This is a genomic window from Lysobacter sp. HA18, from assembly GCF_054057595.1.
On sequence record NZ_JBSRZL010000001.1, the window covers coordinates 2441415 to 2466140 of the forward strand.

At 66.6% G+C, this 24726-nt stretch carries 17 protein-coding genes, 1 pseudogene and 1 riboswitch; of the genes and pseudogenes, 11 read left to right on the plus strand and 7 right to left on the minus strand.

Annotation, left to right across the window (positions count from 1 at the left end):
* The first annotated feature begins 56 nt into the window (after positions 1-56).
* A complete protein-coding gene (locus tag ACVWWW_RS12075) occupies positions 57-1439 on the plus strand; it encodes an L-serine ammonia-lyase (protein ID WP_027083329.1) in 1383 nt (460 codons plus the stop codon).
* A 90-nt stretch (positions 1440-1529) separates the two neighbouring features.
* Positions 1530-4592, plus strand: coding sequence for a ligand-binding sensor domain-containing diguanylate cyclase (locus ACVWWW_RS12080; RefSeq protein WP_051235240.1), 3063 nt, complete (start codon positions 1530-1532; stop codon positions 4590-4592).
* Here the strand turns inward: ACVWWW_RS12080 and ACVWWW_RS12085 are convergent, their stop codons facing one another.
* The 3 genes from ACVWWW_RS12085 to metX are packed head-to-tail and all read right to left on the minus strand — an operon-like array spanning position 4593 to position 7911.
* Positions 4593-5681: a homoserine dehydrogenase gene (locus ACVWWW_RS12085; protein ID WP_456998755.1), complete on the minus strand. Its 1089-nt coding sequence runs from the start codon at positions 5679-5681 to the stop codon at positions 4593-4595.
* A gap of 8 nt (positions 5682-5689) precedes the next feature.
* A complete protein-coding gene (gene metB / locus ACVWWW_RS12090; protein ID WP_027083327.1) occupies positions 5690-6886 on the minus strand; it encodes a cystathionine gamma-synthase in 1197 nt (398 codons plus the stop codon).
* Positions 6883-7911, minus strand: a complete 1029-nt coding sequence (gene metX, locus ACVWWW_RS12095; protein WP_027083326.1) for a homoserine O-succinyltransferase MetX — start codon at positions 7909-7911, stop codon at positions 6883-6885. Before metX ends, metB begins: the two co-directional genes overlap by 4 nt.
* A gap of 65 nt (positions 7912-7976) precedes the next feature.
* A riboswitch (SAM riboswitch) is annotated at positions 7977-8077 on the minus strand.
* A 107-nt stretch (positions 8078-8184) separates the two neighbouring features.
* Between metX and ACVWWW_RS12100 the strand changes: the two genes are divergently transcribed.
* Together ACVWWW_RS12100 and ACVWWW_RS12105 are read left to right on the plus strand one after the other, a co-directional pair.
* Positions 8185-9282, plus strand: a complete 1098-nt coding sequence (locus ACVWWW_RS12100) for a hypothetical protein (protein ID WP_027083325.1) — start codon at positions 8185-8187, stop codon at positions 9280-9282.
* Positions 9279-10196, plus strand: coding sequence for a M23 family metallopeptidase (locus ACVWWW_RS12105; RefSeq protein WP_036142057.1), 918 nt, complete (start codon positions 9279-9281; stop codon positions 10194-10196). The genes ACVWWW_RS12100 and ACVWWW_RS12105 overlap by 4 nt, the downstream gene beginning before the upstream one ends.
* Here the strand turns inward: ACVWWW_RS12105 and ACVWWW_RS12110 are convergent, their stop codons facing one another.
* Complete coding sequence (locus ACVWWW_RS12110) at positions 10197-11291, minus strand: HDOD domain-containing protein (protein WP_155914347.1); 1095 nt, start codon at positions 11289-11291, stop codon at positions 10197-10199.
* A 177-nt stretch (positions 11292-11468) separates the two neighbouring features.
* Here ACVWWW_RS12110 and ACVWWW_RS12115 point away from each other — a divergent pair.
* From ACVWWW_RS12115 to ACVWWW_RS12130, 4 genes and pseudogenes are all read left to right on the plus strand, one after another.
* Positions 11469-13074, plus strand: a pseudogene (locus ACVWWW_RS12115) (peptide chain release factor 3).
* 106 nt (positions 13075-13180) lie between these two features.
* The gene (gene trhA, locus ACVWWW_RS12120) at positions 13181-13801 is read left to right on the plus strand and encodes a PAQR family membrane homeostasis protein TrhA (RefSeq protein ID WP_027083322.1); all 621 of its coding nucleotides are present in this window, start codon (positions 13181-13183) and stop codon (positions 13799-13801) included.
* A gap of 73 nt (positions 13802-13874) precedes the next feature.
* Positions 13875-14303: a hypothetical protein gene (locus ACVWWW_RS12125; protein ID WP_155914345.1), complete on the plus strand. Its 429-nt coding sequence runs from the start codon at positions 13875-13877 to the stop codon at positions 14301-14303.
* A gap of 4 nt (positions 14304-14307) precedes the next feature.
* A complete protein-coding gene (locus ACVWWW_RS12130; RefSeq protein ID WP_081672140.1) occupies positions 14308-16290 on the plus strand; it encodes an AsmA family protein in 1983 nt (660 codons plus the stop codon).
* On the opposite strand, the gene ACVWWW_RS12135 is transcribed toward ACVWWW_RS12130, so the two are convergent.
* Both ACVWWW_RS12135 and mtgA read right to left on the minus strand, forming a co-directional pair.
* Entirely contained in the window at positions 16287-17237 is a 951-nt protein-coding gene (locus tag ACVWWW_RS12135; protein ID WP_081672138.1) for a glycosyltransferase family 2 protein, read from the minus strand. The genes ACVWWW_RS12130 and ACVWWW_RS12135 overlap by 4 nt on opposite strands.
* A 30-nt stretch (positions 17238-17267) precedes the next feature.
* Positions 17268-17993 (minus strand): monofunctional biosynthetic peptidoglycan transglycosylase, encoded by a 726-nt coding sequence (gene mtgA, locus ACVWWW_RS12140; RefSeq protein ID WP_027083319.1) that lies wholly within the window; start codon positions 17991-17993, stop codon positions 17268-17270.
* A 74-nt stretch (positions 17994-18067) separates the two neighbouring features.
* Between mtgA and hslO the strand changes: the two genes are divergently transcribed.
* The 3 genes from hslO to ACVWWW_RS12155 all read left to right on the plus strand — a co-directional run bounded on the left by hslO (position 18068) and on the right by ACVWWW_RS12155 (position 23049).
* Positions 18068-18976, plus strand: coding sequence for an Hsp33 family molecular chaperone HslO (gene hslO, locus ACVWWW_RS12145; RefSeq protein WP_027083318.1), 909 nt, complete (start codon positions 18068-18070; stop codon positions 18974-18976).
* Between the two features lie 104 nt (positions 18977-19080).
* Positions 19081-19911 carry an XOO1806 family protein gene (locus ACVWWW_RS12150; protein WP_051235238.1) on the plus strand — a complete coding sequence of 277 codons (831 nt, stop codon included), beginning with the start codon at positions 19081-19083 and terminating at the stop codon, positions 19909-19911.
* A gap of 228 nt (positions 19912-20139) precedes the next feature.
* The gene (locus ACVWWW_RS12155) at positions 20140-23049 is read left to right on the plus strand and encodes a TonB-dependent receptor domain-containing protein (protein WP_456998756.1); all 2910 of its coding nucleotides are present in this window, start codon (positions 20140-20142) and stop codon (positions 23047-23049) included.
* A gap of 90 nt (positions 23050-23139) precedes the next feature.
* Here ACVWWW_RS12155 and ACVWWW_RS12160 read toward each other — a convergent pair whose 3' ends face one another.
* Entirely contained in the window at positions 23140-24684 is a 1545-nt protein-coding gene (locus ACVWWW_RS12160) for a tetratricopeptide repeat-containing sulfotransferase family protein (protein ID WP_027083315.1), read from the minus strand.
* Positions 24685-24726 lie beyond the last annotated feature (42 nt).

Consider the following 24726-nt stretch of genomic DNA (forward strand, 5'->3'; position numbering starts at 1 on the left):
GGGCGGTACGGCCGTAGAATAGCGGTCTCCCCTTATCGCACTGCGCTGGAGCCACGGTGGCCGTCAGCACCTTCGACCTGTTCAAGATCGGCATCGGGCCGAGTTCGTCGCATACCGTCGGGCCGATGCGGGCGGCGGCGCGCTTCGTCGAGCGCTGGCTGGTCGAGAACGGCGAGCTGCAGCGCACGACGCGCGTTCGCGCGGAAGTGTTCGGCTCCTTGGCGCTCACCGGCCGCGGGCATGGCACCGACAAGGCGGTGCTGATGGGCCTGGAAGGCCATTGGCCGAACCAGATCGACCCGGACGTGATCCCGGCGGCGCTGGAACGCATCCGCGCGACCAAGCGCATCCTGCTGCACGGCCAGCACGAGATCGGCTTCGACGAGAAGCACGACCTCATCATGAACAAGCGACAGAAGCTGCCGTTCCACACGAACGGCATGCGCTTCACCGCGTACGACGCGCAGGGCGAAGTGATCGCGACGCGCGATTACTACTCGGTGGGCGGCGGCTTCGTCGTCAACCAGGATGAAGCGGCGGAAGACCGCATCGTCGCCGACGAAACCGACCTGCCGTATCCGTTCTCCACCGGCGACGAACTGCTCGCGCAGTGCGAGCGCACCGGCATGTCAATCGCGCAGCTGATGTTCGCGAACGAGCAGGTCTGGCGCTCGCCGACCGAGATCGAAGCCGCGCTCGACGAGATCTGGGCGGCGATGCAGAGCTGCGTGGCCCGCGGCATTCGCGAGAGCGGCACGCTGCCGGGCGGCCTGCATGTCGCGCGTCGTGCTCCGGCGCTGCATGCGGAGTTGTCGGGCAAACCGGAAGCGGCGATGCGCGATCCGCTCACCACGCTCGACTGGGTGAACCTCTACGCGCTGGCGGTGAACGAAGAGAACGCGGCGGGCGGTCGTGTCGTCACTGCGCCCACCAATGGCGCGGCGGGAATCATCCCGTCGGTGCTGCACTACTACGACCGCTTCATTCCCGGCGCGAACATCGCCGGCGTGCGTACGTTCCTGCTGACGGCGTCGGCGGTCGGCATCCTCTACAAGGAGAACGCGTCGATCTCCGGCGCGGAAGTCGGCTGCCAGGGCGAAGTCGGCGTGGCCTGCTCGATGGCTGCCGCTGGCCTCACCGCCGCGCTCGGTGCGACGCCGGGTCAGATCGAGAACGCGGCCGAGATCGGCATGGAGCACAACCTCGGTCTGACCTGCGACCCGATCGGCGGCCTCGTGCAGATCCCCTGCATCGAGCGCAACGCGATGGGCGCGGTGAAGGCGATCAACGCCAGCCGCATGGCCATGCGCGGCGACGGCAAGCACAAGGTGTCGCTGGATAAGGTCATCAAGACCATGCGCGAAACCGGCCGAGACATGCAGGACAAGTACAAGGAAACCAGCCGCGGCGGCCTCGCGGTGAACGTTATCGAGTGCTGAGAAACGCGACGCACGTCGCCCTCAGCCCTGCGCGGGCGTGCCGATAAGACCTCTAGCGGGATGCCCGCCCGAGGGGAAACGGCCGTCGTAATGCGCCTTCTCACGCTTCTTCTGCTGATGATCGGCCTGGTCTTCGCACCGGCCGCGGGCGCGCTCGAACCGGGCAAGGCGTTCCATCACTACGTCCGCGATGACTGGTCGATCCAGCAGGGCCTGCCGCAGATCAGCGTGCTGGCGCTGACGCAGGACCGCACCGGTTACCTGTGGGTCGGCACGCAGTCCGGCCTCGCCCGTTTCGACGGCATCGAATTTCACGTCTACACGCCCGACAACACGCCCGGCCTCCCCGGCCCGTGGATCCGCGCGCTGCTGACCGGCCGCGACGGCCGCGTCTGGATCGGCACCTACAAGGGCCTGTCGGTCTACGACGGCCACGGCTTTACGGCGATCCCCGCACCGAACGGCGCGCCGCAGCTCGACATCACCGGGCTGGCGACCGACGCGCAGGGCGGCATCTGGGTGACGTCGATGTCGGGCGTTTTCCGCGTGATCCGCGACCGGCTCGAACCCGTCGCGGGTGCGCCGCAACCGGCGCAGGCGCCGCTGCCGCGCGACGACGGCCTGTGGGTCGGCGGTCGCGGCGCGGTCTGGCATCGCCTGCCGACCAGCCGCTGGGAACGCCTCGCCCTGCCCGAATCGGCATCGGATGCGCAGGTCAATCGGCTGATCGCGTCGCAGGGGTCGCTATGGGCGGCGACGTCCCGCGGCCTGTTCCGTCGCGTCGCCGACGGCTGGGTGGCCTACGACGAGGACGCCACGCTCGCGCATGTTCCGGTCGACATGCTGTTCGAGGATCGCGATGGAAACCTGTGGGTCGGCGGCGACTTCGGGCTTGCGCGACTGCGCGACGGCCACGTCGACGAAATGATTCCGGTCGGCGCGCCCGGTGGATTCCCGGGCCTGCGCTCGGCATTCGAAGACCGCGAAGGCAACCTCTGGCTCGGCAGCCAGTGGGAAGGCCTCGTGCGCGTGTGGAGTTCGTGGACGCGGCGCTACAGCACCGCCGAAGGCCTGACCGACCGCATCGTCTGGTCGGTGTCGAAGGATCCGGACGGTCGCGGCCTTTGGGTCGGCGGCAACGACGGCGTCAGCCTGCTCAGCAACGGCCACTTCACGCATGTGGTCGCGCCCGGCGACCTGCCGCATCCGCATGCCTACAACCTGCTCGCCGAGCACGGCCGGCTCTGGATCGGCACGCGCGGCGGCCTGCGTGTTCTCGATGCCGGCGACGCCAAACCAAAGGCGCTTCCGGCGCTCGCGGCGATCGGCGGCGCGCAGATCAATGCACTCGTTCGCGCACACGACGGCGCGTTGTGGATCGGCACGCCGGAAGGCCTGTTCCGCTGGAACAACGAGCAACTGCAGCGCTTCGACGAGCGCAACGGTTTGAGTGACGCGCGCGTGCGTTTCATCGTCGACGAGCCGGCCGGTCTTCTGGTCGGCACGCAGAATGGCCTGTTCGTGCAGCGCCGCGACACCTTCGTGCGCGATCGCGACCCCGGCCTGCCGCAGGCGCTCGACGTCACCGCGATCCATCGACTTGCCGACGGCCGCCTCGTCATCGGCACACTCAACGAAACCACGTACGTCAAGGACGGCCACCGCTGGCACGACCTCGGCGTAACGCACGGCGAGCCCGCAAACGCGCCGTTCTTCTTCGCCGAGGACGACGGCTATCTCTGGACCGCCGGCCTGCGCGGCATCAGCCGTGTACTCGCGACCGACATCGCCGACTACGTGACCGGCCGTGCGCCGCGCGTGCGTGGCGAGATGCTGCTCAACGAACGCGGCGACCGTCTCGCCGGGCAGCAGGGCTATTGCTGCAATGGCGCCGGCACGTCGAAGGGCGTGCTCGACGGCAACACGCTCTGGCTTCCGACGCGCGACGGCGTGGTGTCGATGGACACGCGTGCGATCCACAAGAACCCGGTGGCGCCCGGTGTCGCGATCGAGCGCGTGCAGATCGGCGACAACTGGCGCGACGCCTGGCAACTGCAGGGCCGCGCGTTCCCCGACGGAGCGCGCGACGCCACGTTCGAATTCACCGCGACATCGTTCGTCGACCCCAAGAGCGTGCAGCTGCGCTATCGACTGCGCGGCTACGACCCCAACTGGGTCGACGCGGATGTCGGCGTGCGTCGCGCGCGCTACACCAACCTGCCGCCGGGCCAGTACGTGTTCGAGGTCACGGGCAGCAACAACGCCGGCGTCTGGGCCAAATCGCCGGCGACGTTGACGTTCTCCGTGCCGCCGCGCTTCGTCGAAACCGGCTGGTTCATCGCGCTTTGCGGGCTCGGCCTTGCATTGCTGGTGTTCGTCGGCTATCGCATCCAGCGCTATCGCTTCCAGCGTCGCCAGCAGGAGCTCGAAGACATCGTCCTGCAGCGCACCGAAGCGCTCGCGCAGGCGAATCGCCAGCTGGAGGAAGCGAGCCACACCGATCCGCTCACTGGCCTGCGCAATCGTCGCTACATCGGCGCGCAGCTGCCGGCCGACCTGTCGTTCTACGACCGTCAGATCGACAACGGCCCGGTCAACGACAAGGCGATGCTGTTCGCGCTCGTCGACATCGACCACTTCAAGCAGGTCAACGATCGCTACGGCCATCGCGCAGGCGACCTCGTGCTGCAGCAGCTCGCGGAAGTGCTGTCGAGCCTCGTGCGCACCGGCGACTACGTTGCGCGCTGGGGCGGCGAGGAATTCCTTCTCGTGTTCCGCCCGATGCCGGAGCGCAATGTGTCGACCATCGGCGAACGCATCCAGCAGGCGGTAGCGACGCATCCGTTCGACCTGGGCAACGGCATGGTGTTGCCGGTCACGTGCTCCGTCGGTCTGTCGCAATACCCGATCGTGCGCACCGACGACGGCGCGCGTTTCGGTTGGGAGGCGATGATCGAACTCGCCGACCAGGCGCTGTATTACGTCAAGACGAACGGGCGCAACGGCTGGGCCTCGTTCCGCCCGACGCCCCTTACCGACCTGCGCGAGCTCGTCGACAACATGCATCGCGATCTTTCCGCGATGCTCAACCGCGATGCCTTGCGCATCATCGGTCGCATCGCCGGTCGACCGGTCGGCGCGACGATCGAATGATCACGTGCTGCGGACAATCCGCAGCACGTCGTCGAGCAAGGCCGCTGCCGTAACGCCCGCGCCAGCGCCCGGACCTTGGATCACCAGCGGCTGCGCGTCGTAACGATCACAGCGGATGGCGGCGCGGTTGTCGGTGCCCTGCCCCGCAGCGAGCGGATCGTCAGGCGCGAGCGATTCGACGCCGACACGTGCGTGCACGCGGCCGTCGATGACCTCGAGCCGCGCGACGTGGCGCAATTTCTCGCGGCTCTTGTACGCGTGCTGGTAGCGCTCGCGCAGTGGTGCGTCGAGCGCGTCGAGCGCGTCATCGACTTCGTTGGCGGTGCAACGTGCGAGCACCTCGGGCACCAGCGATTCGACCTGCACGTCGTCCGCATCGAGCGAAAAACCTGCCGCGCGCGCGAGGATCAGCAGCTTGCGGCGTACGTCCTCGCCCGAAAGGTCCTCGCGCGGATCCGGCTCGGTGTAGCCGGCATCGCGCGCCTGTCGCACGAAACCGGAAAACGGTCGCAGCCCGTCATAGGCGCCGAACAGCCACGCCATCGAGCCCGAGAGCACGCCCGCGATGCCGGTGATCGCGTCGCCGCCGTCGCGCAACGCTCGCAGGCTCCGCAGCAGCGGCAACCCGGCACCGACCGTCGCGGCGTCGCCGTACTGCGTGCGCCCGGCGCGGCAGGCGGACTGGATCGCCTGCCAGCGCGCGAGCGACACGCCCTGCCCGAGCTTGCTCGCGGTCACCACGTGCACGCCTTGCGCGAGCCAGTCGGCGTGGCGTGCCGCGACCGATTCGCTGCCGGTCGCGTCAATGACGATCGCGGACGATGCGCCGTCAAAGACGTCGAGTAGAGCGTGGTGATGTGTCGATACTGCGGCGACAAGACGATCGCGCGCAGTCGACGCCGCGAAACCGTCCGCGTTCGAGATCGACCGTCGCGAATTCGCCACATGCACGAGCCGCAGCGACGGCAACGCGCCTTGCAATCGATCGATCCGCTGCAACAGCGCGCCACCCACCGTGCCGACACCCAGCAGCGCGATCTCGGCCGCAGCCGCCTCGCGTTTTCGCGACGCTGCGATCGGTCGTGCCAGCGCTTCCATCAGGCGACCGCCGTTTCGCGTCGACAGGCGTGGCGCACGCGCGCCAGCCCGGCCTTGATGTCGTCGAGCAGGTCGTCCACATGCTCGATGCCGACCGACAGTCGAACCAGACCATCACCGATACCCGCCGCGCGTCGCGCTTCAGGCGACATCGCCGCATGCGTCATCGTCGCCGGATGCGCGACCAGGCTTTCGACACCGCCCAGCGACTCGGCGAGCGTGAAGCACTGCAGTCCGTCGAGAAACGCGCGCACGCCGGCTTCGCCGCCCTCGAGTTCGACGCTGAGCATTGCGCCGAACCCGGTCTGCTGACGCACCGCGAGCGCATGGCCGGGATGCGAGGCAAGCCCTGGGTAATGCACCGCGCGCACGGCGTCGTCATCGGCAAGTCGAGCGACCAAGGCCTCGGTGTTTTCCTGATGGATGCGCAGCCGCGCATCGAGCGTGCGCAGGCCGCGCAACGTCAGGAAGCTATCGAACGGCGCACCGGTGAGGCCGAGTGCATTCGCCCACCAAGTCAGTCGCTCATGCACCGCAGCGTCGCGAGCGACCACCGCGCCGCCGACAACGTCGCTGTGACCGTTGATGTACTTCGTCGTCGAATGCACGACCACGTCCGCGCCGAACGCGATCGGCTGCTGCAGCGCGGGCGACAGGAAGGTGTTGTCGACCACCGCGAGCGCGCCGGCCGCATGCGCGGCGTCGATCGTCGCGCGAAGGTCGGTGATGCGCAGCAGCGGGTTCGACGGCGTTTCGATCCAGACGATTGCCGCGCCGTCTGCGAGTGCGGCGTCGCGCGACTCCGCGCGCGTCAGGTCGGCCGTCACCAGTTCGAAGATGCCTTTCGCGGCGAGCGCGTTGAACAGCCGCCAGCTGCCGCCGTAGGCATCGTGCGGAACGATCACCCGTCCACCTGCGGGCACCAGCGCGTGCAGCACCAGCGTGATCGCCGACATGCCGGTCGAGGTGATCGTGCCGCCAACGCCGCCTTCAAGTTCAGCCAGCGCTTCACCCAGCAGGTCGCGCGTCGGATTGCCGCTGCGCGTGTAGTCGTACGCGCGTTTTTCATTGAAGCCGGCGAAGGAGAAGTTCGACGACAGCACCAGCGGCGGCGTCACTGCGCCGAATGCGGTGTCGCGATCGATGCCTGCGCGTACGGCGACGGTGGCGCGACGGGTCGGACGCGACGCGCTCATGCCAGCGCCTCCGCAGCCAGCGCTTCGTCGAGGATGGCGGCGATCGCCTCGGGCTCCTTCAGGAACGCGTCGTGGCCGTAACGCGAGCGCAGTACACGGAGCCGCGTTTCACCTCTTAGGCGTTGCGCGAGTGCATACGCATCCGCGAGCGGAACAAGGCGATCCTGCTCGACAGCGACCAGTGTCACCGGCGCGGCGATCGACTCCGGCGACACGTCCTGCAGGTCAATCGATTCGGACAACCGCAGGAACGCGGTGACCGGCGTGCGCGACGCATACGCCTGCCCGGCGTAGTCCAAATAATCCTCGGCCGGCACGTGCACGCGCCCGTCCACCACGCGCGCCGCGCCGAAGCGTTCGTCGAATTCTTCCGGCGTGCGATAGCTCAGCAGCGCGAGCTGACGCGCCAGCACCAGCCCGTCGACGCCATCGCATTGCACCGCGCCCAGCTGCACTGCACGCCGCTGCAGCGCACGCCACGCGCTTGAGAACGGATGCGCGCGATGCACGCCGCTCATCGCGACCAGGCGCTGCACGCGCGCCGCATGCCGCGACGCCAGCTGCAGCCCGACCATGGCGCCATACGAACTGCCGACGAATGCATGCAGTCGGCGGATGCGCAGGTGATCGAGTAGCGCGGCGATCGCATCGGCCTGGTCGGCGGGATCGATCGGCGCGTCGAGCGTGCCGTCCGCGCCGACCCAGTCGAACGACACGATGCAATGCAGGGTGGGATCGATCGCGCGGTCGACGCCCACCTGCGCATCCCACCAGCCACGCGCCGGGTCAGCACCATTCGCGGCGACATGGCGATGCGCGGAAATGCCGCCGGCAACGAACACGGCGGGAAGCGATGTGTCGCCGGCAACTTCGTAGCGCAGCCACACGTGGCGCGGGCCGGCATAACGCAGCACGAGGTCCGCATCGACCTCGCCACGGCGAGCGGCGGGCAACGTGGAAAAAAGTTCGGATTCGGCGGCCTGAAGCGGCGCGTCCGCGATACAGAAATTCGAAACAAGGCTCATGGCGGGGCTCCGGACGAAACGGGGCCATCGAGCCTGCGAGCGCCCGCCTTGCGGCAGGAACTGCACGACCATCTTCCGGCTGACGCCGCAGGAGTTGGCACCTGGCACTCGCGTGCTGGTTGCCCCGGCATCAAAGGGCCTGTCCCTCCGCCGGTCTCGATGGATGGCCGCAGTCTGCCAATCGATTTCCGGAGTGTCAATCGCTTCATGCCGATGAAGCGATGGACGGCGCGGTCAGCGGGCGGCCGGGTTGCGGCCCTTACACTCCCGGCCATGCGATCCCTTGCCCTCGCCGCGCTCATCGCGGCCCTGGCCGGCTGCGCGACGACGCGTCCCGCCCCGCCCGTTTCCACGCCTGTCGCCGTCGAGCCCGGCCCGGCCGCGACCGTCGTTCCCGAGCATTTCGTCTCGCCCGAAAGCGTCGAGGACGAGCTCGATTCGCCCGCCACGTGGACGACAGAAGACGGCCGCACCTGGGTGATCGTCACCGCGAAGTCCACGCATCGCCTCGTGGTGTTCGACGGCGACAGCGGCGAGCGCCTGCGCGAGGTCGGCAGTCGCGGCAGTGCGCCCGGGCAGTTCAACCGCCCGAACGGCATCGCGGTGCAGGGCGATCTCGCGTTCGTCGTCGAACGCGACAACCATCGCGTGCAGGTTTTCTCGCTGCCCGACTTCAAGTCCGTCGCGACCTTCGGCGCATCCGACCTGCGCAGCCCGTACGGCGTGTCGATCGACGAGACCGAACCCGGCGATCTCGATGTCTACGTCACCGACAACTACATGGACGGTCCGAAGTTCGACCGCGTGCCGCCGACGCCGCAACTCGCACAACGCGTGAAGCGGTTCCGTGTCGAGGTGGACGGCGACGGCCGCGTGCAGGCGCGGCTTGCGAATACGTTCGGTGATACGACGGATGCCGCGTCGCTGCACATCGTCGAATCCATTGCGGGCGACGCTGGCCACGATCGCCTGCTGATCGCCGACGAAGACACGACGCATCCCTCGACCCTGCGCGAGTACACGTTCGACGGCCGCTACACCGGGCGTTCGACGCCTGCAGGCACCTTCGCGGCGCAGGCGGAAGGCATCGCACTGTGGTCCTGCGACGCTGATGTCGGCTACTGGATCGGCGTCGACCAGCTCGCGCCGCGCACGATCTTCCATGTGTTCGATCGCAGCACGCTCGCGCTGGTCGGTTCGTTCGAAGGCAAAGTCACCTCGCATACCGACGGCATCGCCTTGCATGCCGCGGCCACGCCGAGTTTTCCGTACGGCGTGATGTACGCCGTGCATGACGACCGCGCCGTCGCCGCATTCGACCTGCGCGACGTCGCCACCGCGCTGCACCTCTCCGACCGGTGCGTGCAATGAGCGCACGTCGCAGCGCGCTGATCGCGGCGTTGCTGTTCGTCGCGCTGCCTGCGGCGTATGCCGGCAAGGTCTATCGCTGGGTCGATTCGCGCGGCGTCGTGCATTACGGCGATCACGTGCCGGATCCGAACGTCGCGCCGCAATCGGGCGTGCGCGTGATTCCGGTCATCGCCGAGCCGTCGGCGATCGCGTCATTGCGCACGCAGCAGGTCGGGCGCGGCTTCCAGGCGATCGCCGACAACCATCTCGCCGGCCCCGTTGAAGTGCGCATGGAGTTCTCGCGCGCCGACAACGTGCACGGCGAGCCTGACCTGCCGACGCGCGCCGTCGTGCCACCGCAGGGCCACACGGTGGTGACCTACCTCGACATGGTCGACACCACGCGCCCCGGCAACTTCGAGCTGCGCATGGACGTCGTGCCGGGCGACCCGAAGGCGCGGCCGCAGGATGTCGAATACGTGTTGCCGCTACGCATGGCCGGCTGGCATATCGACCAGGGCTTCGGCGGCAGTTTCAGCCACGACGACGAACAGAACCGCTACGCGATCGACCTCGCCGCGCCGATCGGCACGCCGGTGCTTGCCGCGCGGGATGGCGTGGTCATGGAAGTCGAATCGGACTTCTCGAAAGCCGGGCTGGATCGCGAGCGTTATGCGGGCCGCGCGAACCTGATCCGCGTGCTGCATGACGACGGCACGATGGCGGTGTACGCGCACCTGAAACTCGACGGCATGCTCGTGCGCGTCGGCCAGCATGTGCATGCGGGCCAGCAGATCGCGTTGTCGGGCAATACCGGCTTCACCACCGGGCCGCACCTGCACTTCGCCGTGCAGGTGAATCGCGGGATGCGGCTCGAGTCGATCCGCTTCCGCATGCGCGGTCCGCAGGGACCGCTCAACATCAGCGGCGGCTGATCAGGCCGGAAGCGCTGCGAGTTTCTCGGCCTTTTCTCGCCACTCCGGCAGCCGGTCGAGCTGGAACGTCGAGCGCAGGTATTCCTCGTCGAGCGGCAGATCAGACACCAGCGCGCAGGCGACGTGCACCGCACCCGGCACCCAGAAGCCCGACATGCGCACCGCGCCAGGGCGATGGTGGTACGCCACTGCTTCTACGATCGGCATCGGCAGGCCCCACAGGCCCAGCAGGTACGCGCCGGCTTCCGCGTAATGCGGGCCTGTGTCGTCGGGTCGGCCGTGGCTAACGCCCGGCAGCAGCTTGCCGACCTCGGCGAGCAACGCGGCGGTCGCGGCGAGCTCCGCGCTCGGGCCGGTGAGCAACTGTCCCGCCAGGCGCGACGTGCGCAACGCGCGTTCCTGCATCGCTTCGCGCTCGCTCGGCGTCATCGTGCCGGTGCCCAGCGCTTCGGTGGTCAGCACTAGGCGCTGGAGGATCTTGGTGCCGAGGCGCGTCACTGCGGTGCGCATGTCGGTGATCGCGCGGCCCGCCGAGAAATACGCGGAATTGCAGAGTCGCAGCACCTTGGCGACCACCGCCGGGTCCTGCGAGATCAGCGTCGCGATCTCCGCGGCGCTGACGTCCGGGTCCTGCATCAGGCGGTCGAGTTCGAGGTAGAGCTTGGGCGGCGGCGGCAACGAGCCCACGCGTCCGATCGTCTGCACCAGCGTCGGGTTGGTCAGAAGGTCGCGCAGTTCCTGCACGCTTTCGACCGCCTCGATCAGCTCGCTGGCGTCCAGCGGCTTGCGCAGGAAGCGATGCGCGACGTCCAGCGCCTGCATCGCGTCGCTGCCGTGGTTGCGGTCGAGCAGGAGGATGCGCGCGGCCTCGGGGTGCAGCGTGCGCACCTGCTCGAGCAGCGCGGCGCCCTGCACTCGACCGACCTGCATGTCGCTGACGACGACATCGATGCGTCGATCCGCCGGCAGCGTGACGGCATCGCCAGACGCGGTGAGCCAGTCGACTGTCCAGTCCAGGCCGAAATCCTGCAATGCGAGCTGGAGCTCGCCTGCCCGGCCACCTTCCTCACCGACGATCACGATGTACACCGACATTCCCTCGACGCTTGTGCTCTGGACGCGGTAACGGCACGGCCGCCGCGTTCTTCACGGACCTGAGCCGCGCGATGCAGGGATTGCGACGTGCCGCGCGTTTCCGCGGTCCGCGCGGCCGTGGCGGCTATAATCGCGGCCTCCCCGATCCTGCTGCCGCGCGCCGAGCGCGCCGACGCCATGTCCGATGTTTCCCTTGAGGCGCTGCGCCGCCGCACCTTCGCCATCATTTCGCATCCCGACGCCGGCAAGACCACGCTGACGGAGAAGCTGCTGCTGTTCGGCGGCGCGATCCAGATGGCCGGCTCGGTCAAGGGCCGCAAGGCCGCGCGCCACGCGACGTCGGACTGGATGGCGCTCGAGAAGGAGCGCGGCATCTCGGTGACGTCGTCGGTGATGCAGTTCCCGTACGAAGACCGCATCGTCAACCTGCTCGACACGCCCGGCCACGCCGACTTCGGCGAGGACACGTACCGCGTGCTCACCGCGGTCGACAGCGCGCTGATGGTGATCGACGTCGCCAAGGGCGTCGAGGAACGCACGATCAAGCTCATGGAGGTCTGCCGCCTGCGCGACACGCCGATCATGACCTTCATCAACAAGCTCGATCGCGAAGGCAAGAGCCCGATCGACCTGCTCGACGAAGTCGAGAGCGTGCTGAAGATCCAGTGCGCGCCTGTGACATGGCCGATTGGCATGGGCCAGCGCCTCAAGGGCGTCGTGCATCTGCTCACCGGCGAAGTGCACCTGTACGAGCAGGGCCGCAACTTCACTCGACAGGATTCGACGATCTTCCCGTCCATCGATGACCCCGCGCTCGAAGCGCGAATCGGCACGCAGATGTTGCAGGAAGTGCGCGACGAGCTCGAACTCGTCGAGGGCGCGTCGCATCCGTTCGATGTCGACGCCTACCTGCGCGGCGAGCAGACGCCGGTGTTCTTCGGCTCGGCGGTCAACAACTTCGGCGTGCAGCTGCTGCTCGACTTCTTCGTCGAGAACGCGCCGTCGCCGAAACCGCGCGCGACGACCGGTCGCCCAGTCGAGCCCGTCGAAAACAAGCTCACGGGCTTCGTGTTCAAGATCCAGGCGAACATGGACCCGATGCACCGCGACCGCGTCGCGTTCATGCGCATCTGCTCGGGCGAGTTCAAGGCCGGCATGAAGGCGTTCCACGTGCGCAGCGGCAAGGAACTCAAGCTCGCCAACGCACTGACCTTCATGGCCAGCGATCGCGAAATCGCCGAAGCCGCGTATCCCGGCGACGTCATCGGCATCCACAACCACGGCACGATCTCGATCGGCGACAGCTTCACCGGAGGGCGAGCCGCTGAGCTTCACCGGCATCCCGAACTTCGCGCCGGAACTGTTCCGCCGCGCACGCCTGCGTGACCCGCTCAAGCTCAAGCAGTTGCAGAAGGGCCTGGCGCAGTTGTCGGAAGAAGGCGCGACGCAGTTCTTCCGTCCGCTGATGAGCAACGACCTGATCCTCGGCGCGGTCGGCATGCTGCAGTTCGACGTCGTGGCGTATCGGTTGAAGGACGAATACGGCGTGGATGCGAGCTTCGAGCAGGTGCAGGTCGCGACCGCACGCTGGATCCGCTGCGACGACGCGAAGAAGCTCGAGGAGTTCCGCGAAAAGAACGCGATGAACCTCGCGATCGACGGTGCCGGCCAACTCGTCTACCTCGCACCGACGCGCGTGAACCTGCAGCTGGCGCAGGAACGCGCGCCGTCCGTGCAGTTCCTCGCCACGCGCGAACACGCGCATGCGGTGAGCGTCGACTGACCGACCGCCGGCGTGAAATCCATGCGCATCCGTACAGTAGGATGCGGTCATGGACGCTTCCACCGGCCTCGACCCCCGCTCGGCCGCCGCACCCCGTGACACCGGGATGCGCACCGCGACACACGAACTCGCGAACGCGTTGACGCATGGCGTCGGCGCGATCGCGGCGCTTGCCGCCGGCTCCGTACTGGTGACGCTCGCGGCGGTGCACGGTGATGGCTGGCAGCTCACCGGCGCGATCGTCTTCGGCATCTGCCTGCTGCTGCTCTACCTCGCGTCGACGCTGTATCACGCGGCGAAGAATCCGGTCGCCAAGGCACGGCTGAAAGTGTTCGACCACTGCGCGATCTATCTGCTGATCGCAGGCACGTACACGCCGTTCACCCTGATCGACCTGCGTGGCCCGCTGGGCTGGGGCCTGTTCGCCGCGATCTGGACGCTGGCCATCGCCGGCATCATCTTCAAGCTTTACTTCACGGGGCGCTTCAAGCGCTTGTCGACCGCGCTCTACATCGCGATGGGCTGGGCCGCGATCGTCGCGATCCGCCCGATGATGCATGCGGTCGACGCGACCACGCTGGGCTGGCTGCTCGCTGGCGGCCTCGCCTACACGCTGGGCACCGTGTTCTACCTGCGCACTTCACGGTACGCGCACGCCGTCTGGCACCTGTTCTGCGTCGCCGGCAGCGTCTGCCATTACGTGGCCGTGCTGCGCCAGGTCGTCTGAACCATCCGCAACCAATTCACCGGTGCTTGACCACCGGGCAGAGAAGGTGCGGCCAGTTCAGTTGGACGTCCCCATGCCCACATCGGTGCCCCGCCTCATCTCCGTGGCCGCGCTCATCCTCGCGCTGGCCGCGTGCTCGCAGGAAAAGCGCAGCGGCGAACCGCTGAAGCCCGCCGACGAGCCGGAGGCGGCCGAGCACCAGACGGGCATTTCCGCGTCCGAGGGTTACCAGGCGCAGGGCGCGGCGGTGAAGCCGTCCGACATCGCCGATGCGCCGAACCCGCGCGCGCCGGCGTCGTTCACCTGCGACAACGGAAGCAAGGTCGAGATCGGCGATCTGGTCGCGGTGGTGACGCTGAAGGACGGGCGCACCGTGCAGGTCGCGCGTGATCCGGACAACGCGTTCCAGTTCAAGGGCGAGGCGCTGTCGTTCCGCATGAAGGATGGCCAGGGCGACCTGAGCCAGGACGAAGGCGGCACCACCCATTGCGCGGGCGGCTGACGACATGTCGACGACCGAAACACCGACCGCTGACGCGCCGCCGCCCGACCACGGGAAGTCGCCGCTGGGCGCGGTGCTGCGTCATCCGTTCCGCACGCTGCTGGCGTTGCTCGCCATCGCGATCATCCTGCTCATCATCTTCTGGGACTGGAACTGGTTCCGTCGCCCGGTCGAAAAACTCGTGCACGCGAAGACGGGCCGCGAGCTGCACATCAACGGCAACCTCGACGTCAAACTCGGTTGGGTGCCGACCATCTCCGCCGAGCGCATCACGTTTTCGAACGCAGCGTGGGCGAAACGCCCGCTCATGGGACAGAGCGACAAGCTCACGTTCCGCCTCGAACTGAAACCGCTGTTCAAAGGGCAAGTGCACATCCCCGCCCTGTGGCTGGAAAAGCCCGTCGTGAATCTCGAGACCGGCACGCACGGCGGCAATTGGGTATTCGACAAGAAATCGCCGAGCAACACGAAGGTCCAGTTTCGCAACCTCTGGGTCAACGGCGGCCACTTCGAATTCCTCGACCCGCCCAAGCGCACCGACGTCAGCATCAGCGTGCAGAGCGAAGCGCCGAAGGGAAATCGTCCGCCACCGTTCACTGCGAAGGGCACGGGCCACTGGCAGGGCAATCCGTTCACGCTCAACGGTCGCGCCGAATCGCCGCTCGCGCTTGCAAATCGCGAAACGCCGTATCACGTCGACGTGCATGCATCGGCGGGTCGCACGCATGCGCACGCACGCGGCACGCTGCTCGATCCGTTGCGTTTCGCCGACTTCAACCTGCAGCTCGCGCTCGAAGGCGAGAACCTCGAAGACCTGTATCCGCTGCTCGGCCTCGCCGCGCCGCCGACGCCGCCCTACTCGCTCGACGGTCGACTCACGCGCGACATGGACGCCAACCGCACCACCTGGCACTACGACAACTTCAAAGGCCGCGTCGGCGACAGCGATCTCTCCGGCGACGCGACATTCATCACCGGAGGCAAGCGCCCGTTCCTGAAGGGGCGTTTCGTCTCCCACCGCCTCGACTTCGACGATCTCGCCGGCTTCATCGGTCGCGCCCCGACTGCCGGCGGCGGCGAAAGCACTAATCCCGAACTTGCCGCGAAAGCAGCGCGCGACGCCGCCAGCCCGCGCGTGTTTCCGAACGAGCCCTACCATCTCGACAAACTGCGCTCGATGGACGCCGACGTGAGCCTGCGAGCGACGCAGATCAGTTCGCTGTCGTTGCCGCTCGACGACATGGACGCGCACCTGAAGCTCGATAACGGCCTGCTACGTCTCGAACCGCTGAACTTCGGCGTCGCAGGCGGCGACATCCGTTCGACGATTCGCATGGATGCACGCGAGTCGCCGATCCGTACTCGCGCTCAGATCAGCGCGCGCGGGCTGAACCTCGGTCGCCTGATGCCCAAGGCCGAGCTGGTGAAGCAAGCGGTCGGCAAGGTCGGTGGCGAAGCAACGCTCGCCGGCACCGGCAACTCGATCGCCGCGATCCTCGGTTCGTCCGACGGCAGCGTCGGCGTCGGCATGGGCGCGGGCCGAATCAGCAACCTCGTGATGGAACTCGCGGGCCTCGACGTACAGGAATCGCTGAAGTTCCTGATCGGCGGCGACAAGCAGATCCCCGTGCGCTGCGCGTTCGGCGACTTCGGCGTCAACAACGGCGTTATGAACGCGAAGTCGCTCGCCTTCGACACGACTGACACGATCATCATCGGTGAAGGCAACATCAGCCTGCGCGACGAGACTCTCGATCTGAAGCTGCGACCGCGACCGAAGGATCGAAGCCTGTTCTCGTTCCGTGCGCCGCTCTATCTCACCGGCACGTTCAAGCAACCGCATTTCCGGCCGGACCTCGCTCGCGTCGGGCTACGTGCTGCGCTTGCGATCGTTCTCGGCCACATCGCGCCGCCGGCCGCCTTGCTCGCGACGATGGAACTCGGCGGCGGCAAGGACGCGAACTGCGGCGGGCAGTACGCGCGTTAACCGCCGTCGGCGTCGGCCGGGCGGAATTCGTCGACCAGATACAGCGGGCGCCGCTTCGACTCGTCGTAGATGCGCCCGAGGTACTCGCCGATCAGGCCGAGTGCGATCAGCTGCGTGCCGCCGAGGAACAGAATCACGGCCATCATCGTCGGCCAGCCAGCGACCGGGTCGCCCCACATGAAAGCTTTCAGCACGATCCAGACCGCGTACAAGAACGCGAGGATTGCGGTGACCAGACCGATGTAGGTCGCCAGTCGCAACGGCGCGGTCGAGAAGCTGGTGATGCCTTCGATCGCGAAATTCCACAGGCGCCAGAAGTTGAACTTGCTGCCGCCCGCGAGTCGCGCATCACGCTCGTACGGGATCGCGACGCTGCGATAGCCGACCCAGCCGAACAGCCCTTTCATGAAGCGATGTCGCTCGCGCAGTTGGCGCAGCGCGACCAGCGAACGTTGCGATAGCAGGCGGAAGTCGCCGGTGTCCGCCGGAATCGGCGTGCGCGAGAGTCGGCCGATCACGCGATAGAACGCGTGCGCCGTCGTGCGCTTCAGCAGCCCTTCGCCGACGCGCACGGTGCGCGTACCGTGCACGTCGTCGAAGCCTTCGCGCCATTTCGCGACGAACGTTGGAATGAGTTCCGGCGGATCCTGTCCGTCCGCATCGAGGATCAGCGCGCCGCCTTCATCGACAAGATCGAGACCCGCGGTGAGCGCCGCCTCCTTGCCGAAGTTGCGCGACAACCGCAGCAATGACACACGCGCATCTTTGGCGGCGATGTCGCAGAGCACGCGCCACGTGGCATCGGTGCTGCCGTCGTCGATGTAGAGCACGCGTGCGTCGATCTGCTCGACGCTGCTACACGCCGCGACGATGCGCGGATGCAGCAACGGAAGGCTTTCGGCCTCGTTGTAGGCCGCGACGACGACGGTCAGGCGATCGGTGTGCATGCGCGCATCCTACGTCGTCGAAGGCCGATGTCAGTCGAGCCGCTCGAGGTAACCGCGGCCGCCGATCATCGCCATCTGATGTTCGATCGCCCGCGCGCGTCGTGTGACGTACGGCCCGGGTTGCCCCGCGTTGTAGCGCTTGGGCGCGGGCAGCACCGCGGCAAGCCGCGCCGATTCGGCGGGTGTCAGGCGCGATGCGTCCTTGCCGAAGAAGTGTCGCGCCGCGGCTTGTGCGCCGTACACGCCGTCGCCGAATTCCACGACGTTCGCGTACACCTCGATGATGCGTTGCTTCGGCCACATCGCCTCGATCAGAAGCGTGTACCAGGCTTCGACACCTTTCCGCACGTAACTGCGGCCGCCCCAAAGGAACAGGTTCTTCGCGAGCTGCTGGCTGATCGTGCTGCCACCGCGAAGCTTGCGTCCGCGCGAGTTCGCGCGCTCAGCCTTTTCCATCGCCTGGAAATCGAAACCGAAATGGTCGGCGAAACGCTGGTCTTCGGCGGCGACGAGCGCGACCGGAAGGCTCGGCGACATGCGATCCAGATCGCGCCAGTCGTACGCGACGCCGAAGCGGAAATCGCCCTCGCCCCAAGCCTCGAATTGGCGGATGGCCATGAAGCTCGAGAACCACGGGTCGACGAATCGCAGCGTCGCCACCTGCAGCACGGTGAACGCGACGAAGATGACGGGCAGCCAGAGCAGTCGCCGCAGCCATCGCCTGCCGCGCGAGCGCCCGCCTTGTGTCGTCGTCATTGCGTCCCCATGTCGTCGCATCGCCTTGCAGCCCCGCTGGGCATTATCGGCCAAGCGCCGCTTCCACGATCCCCATGACCGAACCGACCCTCGACGCCGGACGCGACCGCCTCGTCCGATTCCTCATCGACCGCGCCGGCGTGCGCGGCGTGCACGTGCGCCTCGACGACACCTGGCAGCAGATCCGCTCGCGCGAGGACTATCCGGACGCCGCGATGTCGATGCTCGGCCAGGCCGCCGCCGCGGCTGCACTCTTCACGGGCCACACCAAGGTCGACGGCCGCCTGTCCGTGCAGATGCGCAGCGATGGCGCCATTCGTACGCTCTTCGCCGAATGCACCGCAGTCGGCACGCTGCGCGGCATCGTGCAGCTCGCCGAGGAAGCCGAAGGCGTGGTGTCGCCCGACCTGCGCGATCTCGGCTACGGCGGCATCCTCGCGATCACGATCGAAAACCATGGCCCCGACGGCGAACCGGTGCGCTACCAGGGCCTGGTGCCGCTCGAGGCCAGCCGTCTCGATGGCGCGTTCGAGGACTATTTCCGCCAGTCCGAGCAGTTGCCCACCCGTCTCCTGCTCGCCGCGAATGGCGACACCGCCGCCGGCCTGATGCTGCAGAAGCTGCCGGGCGACGAGGGCGACGATGACGGCTGGAACCGCGTCGGCGCACTGTTCGACACGCTGCGCGAGGAAGAACTGATCTCCATCGACGGCGACCGCCTGCTCCACCGCCTCTTCCACGAGGATGGCGTCGAGCTGCTCGGCGACCGGGCGCTCGCGTTCGGATGTTCCTGCTCCCGGGCCCGGGTCGAGTCGATGCTGGTCGCGATCGGCCACGAAGAGGCTCGACTTGCCGCCGCGGACGGGGAAGCGATGATCCGCTGCGAGTTCTGCGGGCAGTCGTATATCTTCACGCCGGACGAGATCGAGCAGCTGTTCCAGAACGCCGATCGGGAGTTACAACCGCCTGACCGACCGCAGTGACGGGACGACGAGCGGATTGTTAAAGATTGATAAATCTCCTATAGTTGAACCATCCGTTCACACGCCCGGAACTTTCCGGCACGCACCCGGTCGCACACCCCGTGATGTCCCGAGCCCGCCCATTCCGCAGCTTTCTCGCCGCCGGCCTCCTGGTCGCGTCGGGCATTGCGTCGGCACAGGTCGCCCGGCCCCATCCGCAGGCGCTGCCCGTGTGGAACCAGAACAGTGGCAAGGTCGAAGCGGTTCTTCTGCTCGAACCCGTCTCTACCGCGACGTGGCAGTTCGGCAGCACGCGTCTCGACAGCGCGCTCGGGGTTGGCACCGGCGACACCCTTGGCCTGCTCTGTGATCGCAAGTCCGGGCTCGGCAGCGCAATCGGTACCCTCGCGGACAACTGCCTTCTCGCGTCGCTCGGCAATACGCACGCCAAGCAGACCAGCGCCGGCGCAACCCTATCGCGCAAGAACGTCCGCGTCGGCGTCGGCCTGAATAACACCCATGACACGCTTCCTGCGTGGCTCACGTCCGGTCACGCGAATTCGCGCGTCAACCAGAACGCGCTCACGCTGATCGGCGAAAAGAACATCGGTCGCGAGGCGACGGTTTCGATCGCCGGCACGATCGCCCGCGCCCGCCTCGTCTCGCCGGACGCGGTGCCTGAGCTCGCCGATCGCTGGGACATCAAGACGCTCAGCGTCGGCACCAGCGTCGGCCGCTTCGGCGCCAACGTGATCGGTCGCGTCGTGGATTCCCCGACGCAGCCCGGCCGCTGGGAAGGCCTCGACCTCGGTCTGAGCTGGCGCACCCCGTGGAGCGGCCAGCTGAGCGTCGGCGCCGAAAACGTCGTGACGCGTGGTCGTAACCCGTTCGCGCCAGGCAATGGCGAGCAGGACGAAGGCGCCGTTCCTTACGTCCGGTATCAGCAGGATCTCTGATCCCTGAGAACCCCGTCCCAGAAGGCCGCCCCACCCGGGCGGCCTTTTTTGTTAACGACACTTTAATTTCTCAAAAGGGGCCGCTACTATCGGGCCGACCTCGCCGGATTGCGTCCTCCAAAGCTCAGCCGGAAAGGTTCCCATGGGAAATACCAGACACACTTGGAGAGAGAGAGAATGACCTTTAAGACCACCAGGCTCCGCGACGCGATTTCAATCGCGATCGCCATGAGCTCCGTTGCCGCGGCCGGTTCGGCCTTCGCGCAAACGACCACAGCGCCGACCGCTGCGCCGCCGACCGGCGACGCCCAGCAGCTCGACCGCATCGAAGTCACCGGTTCGCGTATTCCGCGCGCCGACGTCGAAACCGCACAGCCGATCATCACGCTGAGCCGTGAGCAGATCCAGAACCAGGGCTTCACCTCGGTCGCGGACATCCTGCAGAACCTCACGTCGGCAGGTTCGCCGGCAATCTCGCGCGCTGACGCGCTGGCTTCCGGCGAAGACGTCGGTGGTTACTACATCGACCTGCGCAACCTCGGCGCGCAGCGCACGCTCGTGCTCGTCAACGGTAAGCGTCTCGGCATCTCGACTTCGGGTCTGCAGGATCTCGGCCAGATCCCGGTCTCCGCGATCCAGCGCATCGAAGTCCTGAAGGACGGCGCATCTGCGATCTACGGTTCCGACGCAATCGCGGGCGTCGTCAATATCATCACCCGTCGCAACTTCGACGGGGCGGAAGCTAACGTCTACCTCGGCGGTTACGACAAGGGCGACGGCTTCAAGCAGTCGTACGACGTCACGCTCGGCGCGAGCGGCGACCGTGCAAGCGTCACGCTGAGCGCGGAATACACGAAGGAAGATCCGGTTTTCGCCAAGGACCGCTGGTTCAGCGCGTACGGCAACTCGGGTCCGGACTTCCCGTTCTCCGGCTGGAGCCCGATTAGCCAGAACGGCGTGTGGCTCGGCAATCAGGGCCCGGGCGGCCCGATCATCGATACGGACCCTGACTCCGACACGTACGGTCAGAACATCAACTTTGTTGATCCGACTTGCGCGAGCGGCATGTGCACCGTAAACAAGGGCGCAGATCCGGGCAATCCGGCGAACTATCACAGCCTGACGCCGGCCGAGCGTGCGAACGCAAACCAGCAGATGATGCTGCAGACCGGCATCGAGCGCCGTTCGGTGTTCGTCAGCTCGACGCTGAACATTACCGACGACCTCAAGGCCACGGCGGACATCGGCTACAACCAGCGCACTACTGATCAGCAGATCGCTGGGTATCCGTTCAACTACGGTTTCGGCCTGATTTCCGCGCAGAGCTACTTCAATCCGAATCCGGCTGCTGGTGACGCGTACTTCTACCGCCGTCTGTGGGAAGTGCCGCGCACCACGCGCAGCGTGCTGAACACGCTCCGCGTCAGCCTCGGCCTTGAAGGCGTTCTGAACTTCGGCGACCACCAGTGGGATTGGGACGTCGGCTACCTGTCGAACCGCAACGACAACAACAAGTACGCGCACGGCGACGCCAACACGCTCGCTAGCTCGAAGGCGATCGGTCCGTCGTATTTCAACGCAGCCACGGGCCGCGTCGAGTGCGGCAGCGCGGCTGCCCCGATCGCGTACGGCAGCAACTACGGTAACGGCGAGTGCATTCCGTTCAACCCGCTCCTGCCGTACGGCCAGGCCGGCCAAGGCTCGCTCGCGAACCCGGCGCTGCAGGCATACCTGTTCCCCGAGTACCACGATGCCGGCGAAACCACGACCACGATCTACAGCGCGAACATGGGCGGCACGCTCTTCTCGCTGCCGGCCGGTGACATGGGTCTCGCGTTCGGTGTGGAGCACCGCGAAGAGAAGGGTCGCTTCGTTCCGGATGCGTTCGCGCAGGCCGGTCTGAGCACGGGTCTTCCTGCCACGACGACGGCGGGCAGCTACTCGCTGAACGAAGCGTACGTCGAACTCGAAGTACCGGTGCTCGCCGACGTCGCGTTCGCCAAGGAACTGACCTTCAACATCGCGAGCCGTTACTCGGAATACTCGAACTTCGGCAACACGCTCAACAGCAAGTTCTCGATGCGTTGGCGTCCGATGGAAGGCCTGCTGGTTCGCGCGACGTATGCGCAGGGCTTCCGCGCGCCCTCGATCTCCGATCTGTTCGGCGGCATCGGTGGCAGCTTCGAGTCGTACACCGACCCGTGCGCGTCGGGTCCCGATCCGCAGGCGGGCGCGGGCGGCCCGGCATGTACCGCCGCGGGCGTTCCGGCTAGCTACGTCCAGCTGGGCCAGGGCAACATCGCTTGCACGACGGTTCCGTGCCAGACCAACTTCCAGTTCCTCAGCGGTTCCAACCCGAATCTTTCGCCCGAGACCGCGACCTCGAAGACGGCCGGTATCGTATGGAGCCCGAAGTGGGTCCAGGGCTTGGATTTCACGCTGGACTGGTTCGACGTCAAGATCGAAGACACGATCGCCTCGGATTCGGTTGATTCGATCCTCAACGACTGCTATGTGGCGAATATCTCGGCTCGCTGCGCCGGCATCGTGCGTGATCCTGCCACCCATGCCATCACGAACATGTTCTTCGGCCTGACGAACCTCGGCGCCATCCGTACGGAAGGCTACGACTTCGGCGTGAACTACCGTGTGCCGGAAACGTCGTTCGGTAAGTTCAACGTGAACTGGCAGTCGACCTACACGAGCAAGTACGACCAGCTCGCCGACAACAGCCCGGAAACGCAGTGGGTGGGCTATGTCGGTACGCCGGGTATTTTCCGTCTTCGCTCGAACCTCGGCCTCGTCTGGGAAAAGGGTGACTACTCGATCGCCTACATGGCTCGCTACTACTCGGGCATGAAGGAAGCGTGTGGCTCGGCTCCGCGTCCGTGTGATGACGCGACGCATCGTGACGTCTACGGCAACCTCGACAAGCAGAATCACGTGGGCTCGAACACGTTCCACGATCTGCAGTTCAACGTGAAGCTGCCTTGGAATGCAACTGCCTCGGTCGGTGCGACGAACATCACGAACCACTACGGTCCGATCATGTTCTCCACCCCGAACAGCGACTTCCCGTACTACGGTGGTTTCGATATCGGTCGTACGCTGTACATGAAGTATCAGCAGCGCTTCTGATCGATAGCTCCACCGCTCCAAATGCCACGGCCCCGAAAGGGGCCGTGGTTTTTTATGGCCGACGCGAATGAAGCGGAGACGCCATGGTTGTTAACGCGTGGCGCTGTCCAGAACCTCGCGAAGGTCTTTCAGCTGCGCCGCGTATGGTCGCCACGCCCCACCCCGCCCCCTCAGGATTCCTTTGCCGAGGTCGGCCGCGCTGGCGGTCGTCGATCTGTGATCGCGGGCTACTTGGTTTTCGGCGACGCGATCGAGGCCGCATGCCTCCAAAAGGCTTCGAGATCCGGCATCGGCGTCGCCTACAAACGACTCGTAGTCGACCTCGACAATCCGGCCCGGCGCCTGCTGGCACAAATGCGTCATCAGGCGTTCGTAGGCCACGTAATAGCGGGCCATATCGTCCGGGGCATTCGCGTACGGCGCAGCACCACGGAAATACGTGCGCAGGTTCGAGAAGCACGTATCGATCGGGTCACGGCGCAGATGGACGACCGTGGCGTCCGGCATTGCACGCAGGATGTACGGAATATTGAGGAAGTTCGACGGAAGCTTCTCCGTCAACACGCCCCGCCCGCCGACGCGCCAGCGCGCGTACCTCATGAAGCGCTCGCGCACCTGTTCGAAGTCGACGGCGGCCGCGCGACGCACGAGCTCGAGGTCGATCGGCCCGTGCCCGTCCGAATCTGCAGCCTGGCGGAACGCCGCGGTGAACTGGTAGGTTTCACCGCCGTCAACGACGTCGGGATGTGAAGTCAGCACGCGCTCGATCAACGATGTCCCCGAACGGAACATCCCGACGATGAAAATCACACGCGGTTCGCCGGGCTGCGGCGCTGCCCCATCGGACTCGACCTGCACACGATGCAACGCATCGAATAGCTGCATATCGCGTTCGATGTCGTAAGGCTCAAGACGACGCTGTGTGGCCCAACCCGCCGCAAGCTCGTCCCAAGCTTCGGGATAGCGCCGAAGATCATGCAGGCGCCGGTGGAGCGAATAACGGAAGTAGGCCTCAGCCTCCGACCCAGGGACGACCCCGCTCATAGCCTTGCGCATGAGTTCGACATGCGCCGCCGCGCCGGCCGGTTCGTCTTGCATCGCGACGAGCCAGTGCGCGTTTCCCATCCGCGGTTCGATCGCCAGCGCACGGCCCAGATGCGAGAGAGAGCGATCCCGATCGCCATCGAACATAGCCAACAAACCAGCGACGTAATGGGCGTTGGGGTCCGCCGGGGCGGCCGCCAGCAGACGTGTCGAAATTGCCGCTGCCTGGTCGAACAAGGACGCAGAACTTGCCAGCACAGCCATTTCGGCGGCCAACGTAGCTGGCCAGCCAAGGACGGCCTGCGTTGCGAATAACTTTTCGAGTTCGGGCGCCAGCTCGAGACGCCGAAGCAGCTGCGCTGTGCGCACCGCCGCGTGCGCAGCTAAAGGCGCGTGCAGCGCCGCCGTCGCGCGGCGCGCGAGTTCGCATGCTTCTGCATAGGCACCGAAGTGCAACGAGACTTCGGCGGCGAGCTCCAACACGTCGGCAGATGGATCGGCGGCGAGCGCCGGCGCGATTTCGCGCGCGGCATCGGCCCAGCGATTCGCAGCGATCAGCGCGGCCGCGCGCGGATAGAGATCGGCAGTCATCGCGCCACGTTACGCGTGGCGCGAGACGTCGTCATCCGGGCT

What these genes read in the sequence shown, in the direction of transcription:
- hslO (WP_027083318.1), top strand. Translation starts at nt 18,068, where the DNA reads ATGACCGAACCGACCCTCGACGCCGGACGCGACCGCCTCGTCCGATTC.
- ACVWWW_RS12135 (WP_081672138.1), bottom strand. Translation starts at nt 17,237, where the DNA reads ATGCACACCGATCGCCTGACCGTCGTCGTCGCGGCCTACAACGAGGCC.
- metX (WP_027083326.1), bottom strand. Translation starts at nt 7,911, where the DNA reads ATGAGCCTTGTTTCGAATTTCTGTATCGCGGACGCGCCGCTTCAGGCC.
- mtgA (WP_027083319.1), bottom strand. Translation starts at nt 17,993, where the DNA reads ATGACGACGACACAAGGCGGGCGCTCGCGCGGCAGGCGATGGCTGCGG.
- metB (WP_027083327.1), bottom strand. Translation starts at nt 6,886, where the DNA reads ATGAGCGCGTCGCGTCCGACCCGTCGCGCCACCGTCGCCGTACGCGCA.
- ACVWWW_RS12150 (WP_051235238.1), top strand. Translation starts at nt 19,081, where the DNA reads ATGTCCCGAGCCCGCCCATTCCGCAGCTTTCTCGCCGCCGGCCTCCTG.
- ACVWWW_RS12100 (WP_027083325.1), top strand. Translation starts at nt 8,185, where the DNA reads ATGCGATCCCTTGCCCTCGCCGCGCTCATCGCGGCCCTGGCCGGCTGC.
- ACVWWW_RS12130 (WP_081672140.1), top strand. Translation starts at nt 14,308, where the DNA reads ATGTCGACGACCGAAACACCGACCGCTGACGCGCCGCCGCCCGACCAC.
- ACVWWW_RS12160 (WP_027083315.1), bottom strand. Translation starts at nt 24,684, where the DNA reads ATGACTGCCGATCTCTATCCGCGCGCGGCCGCGCTGATCGCTGCGAAT.
- ACVWWW_RS12080 (WP_051235240.1), top strand. Translation starts at nt 1,530, where the DNA reads ATGCGCCTTCTCACGCTTCTTCTGCTGATGATCGGCCTGGTCTTCGCA.
- trhA (WP_027083322.1), top strand. Translation starts at nt 13,181, where the DNA reads ATGCGCACCGCGACACACGAACTCGCGAACGCGTTGACGCATGGCGTC.
- ACVWWW_RS12105 (WP_036142057.1), top strand. Translation starts at nt 9,279, where the DNA reads ATGAGCGCACGTCGCAGCGCGCTGATCGCGGCGTTGCTGTTCGTCGCG.
- ACVWWW_RS12155 (WP_456998756.1), top strand. Translation starts at nt 20,140, where the DNA reads ATGAGCTCCGTTGCCGCGGCCGGTTCGGCCTTCGCGCAAACGACCACA.
- ACVWWW_RS12125 (WP_155914345.1), top strand. Translation starts at nt 13,875, where the DNA reads ATGCCCACATCGGTGCCCCGCCTCATCTCCGTGGCCGCGCTCATCCTC.
- ACVWWW_RS12110 (WP_155914347.1), bottom strand. Translation starts at nt 11,291, where the DNA reads ATGTCGGTGTACATCGTGATCGTCGGTGAGGAAGGTGGCCGGGCAGGC.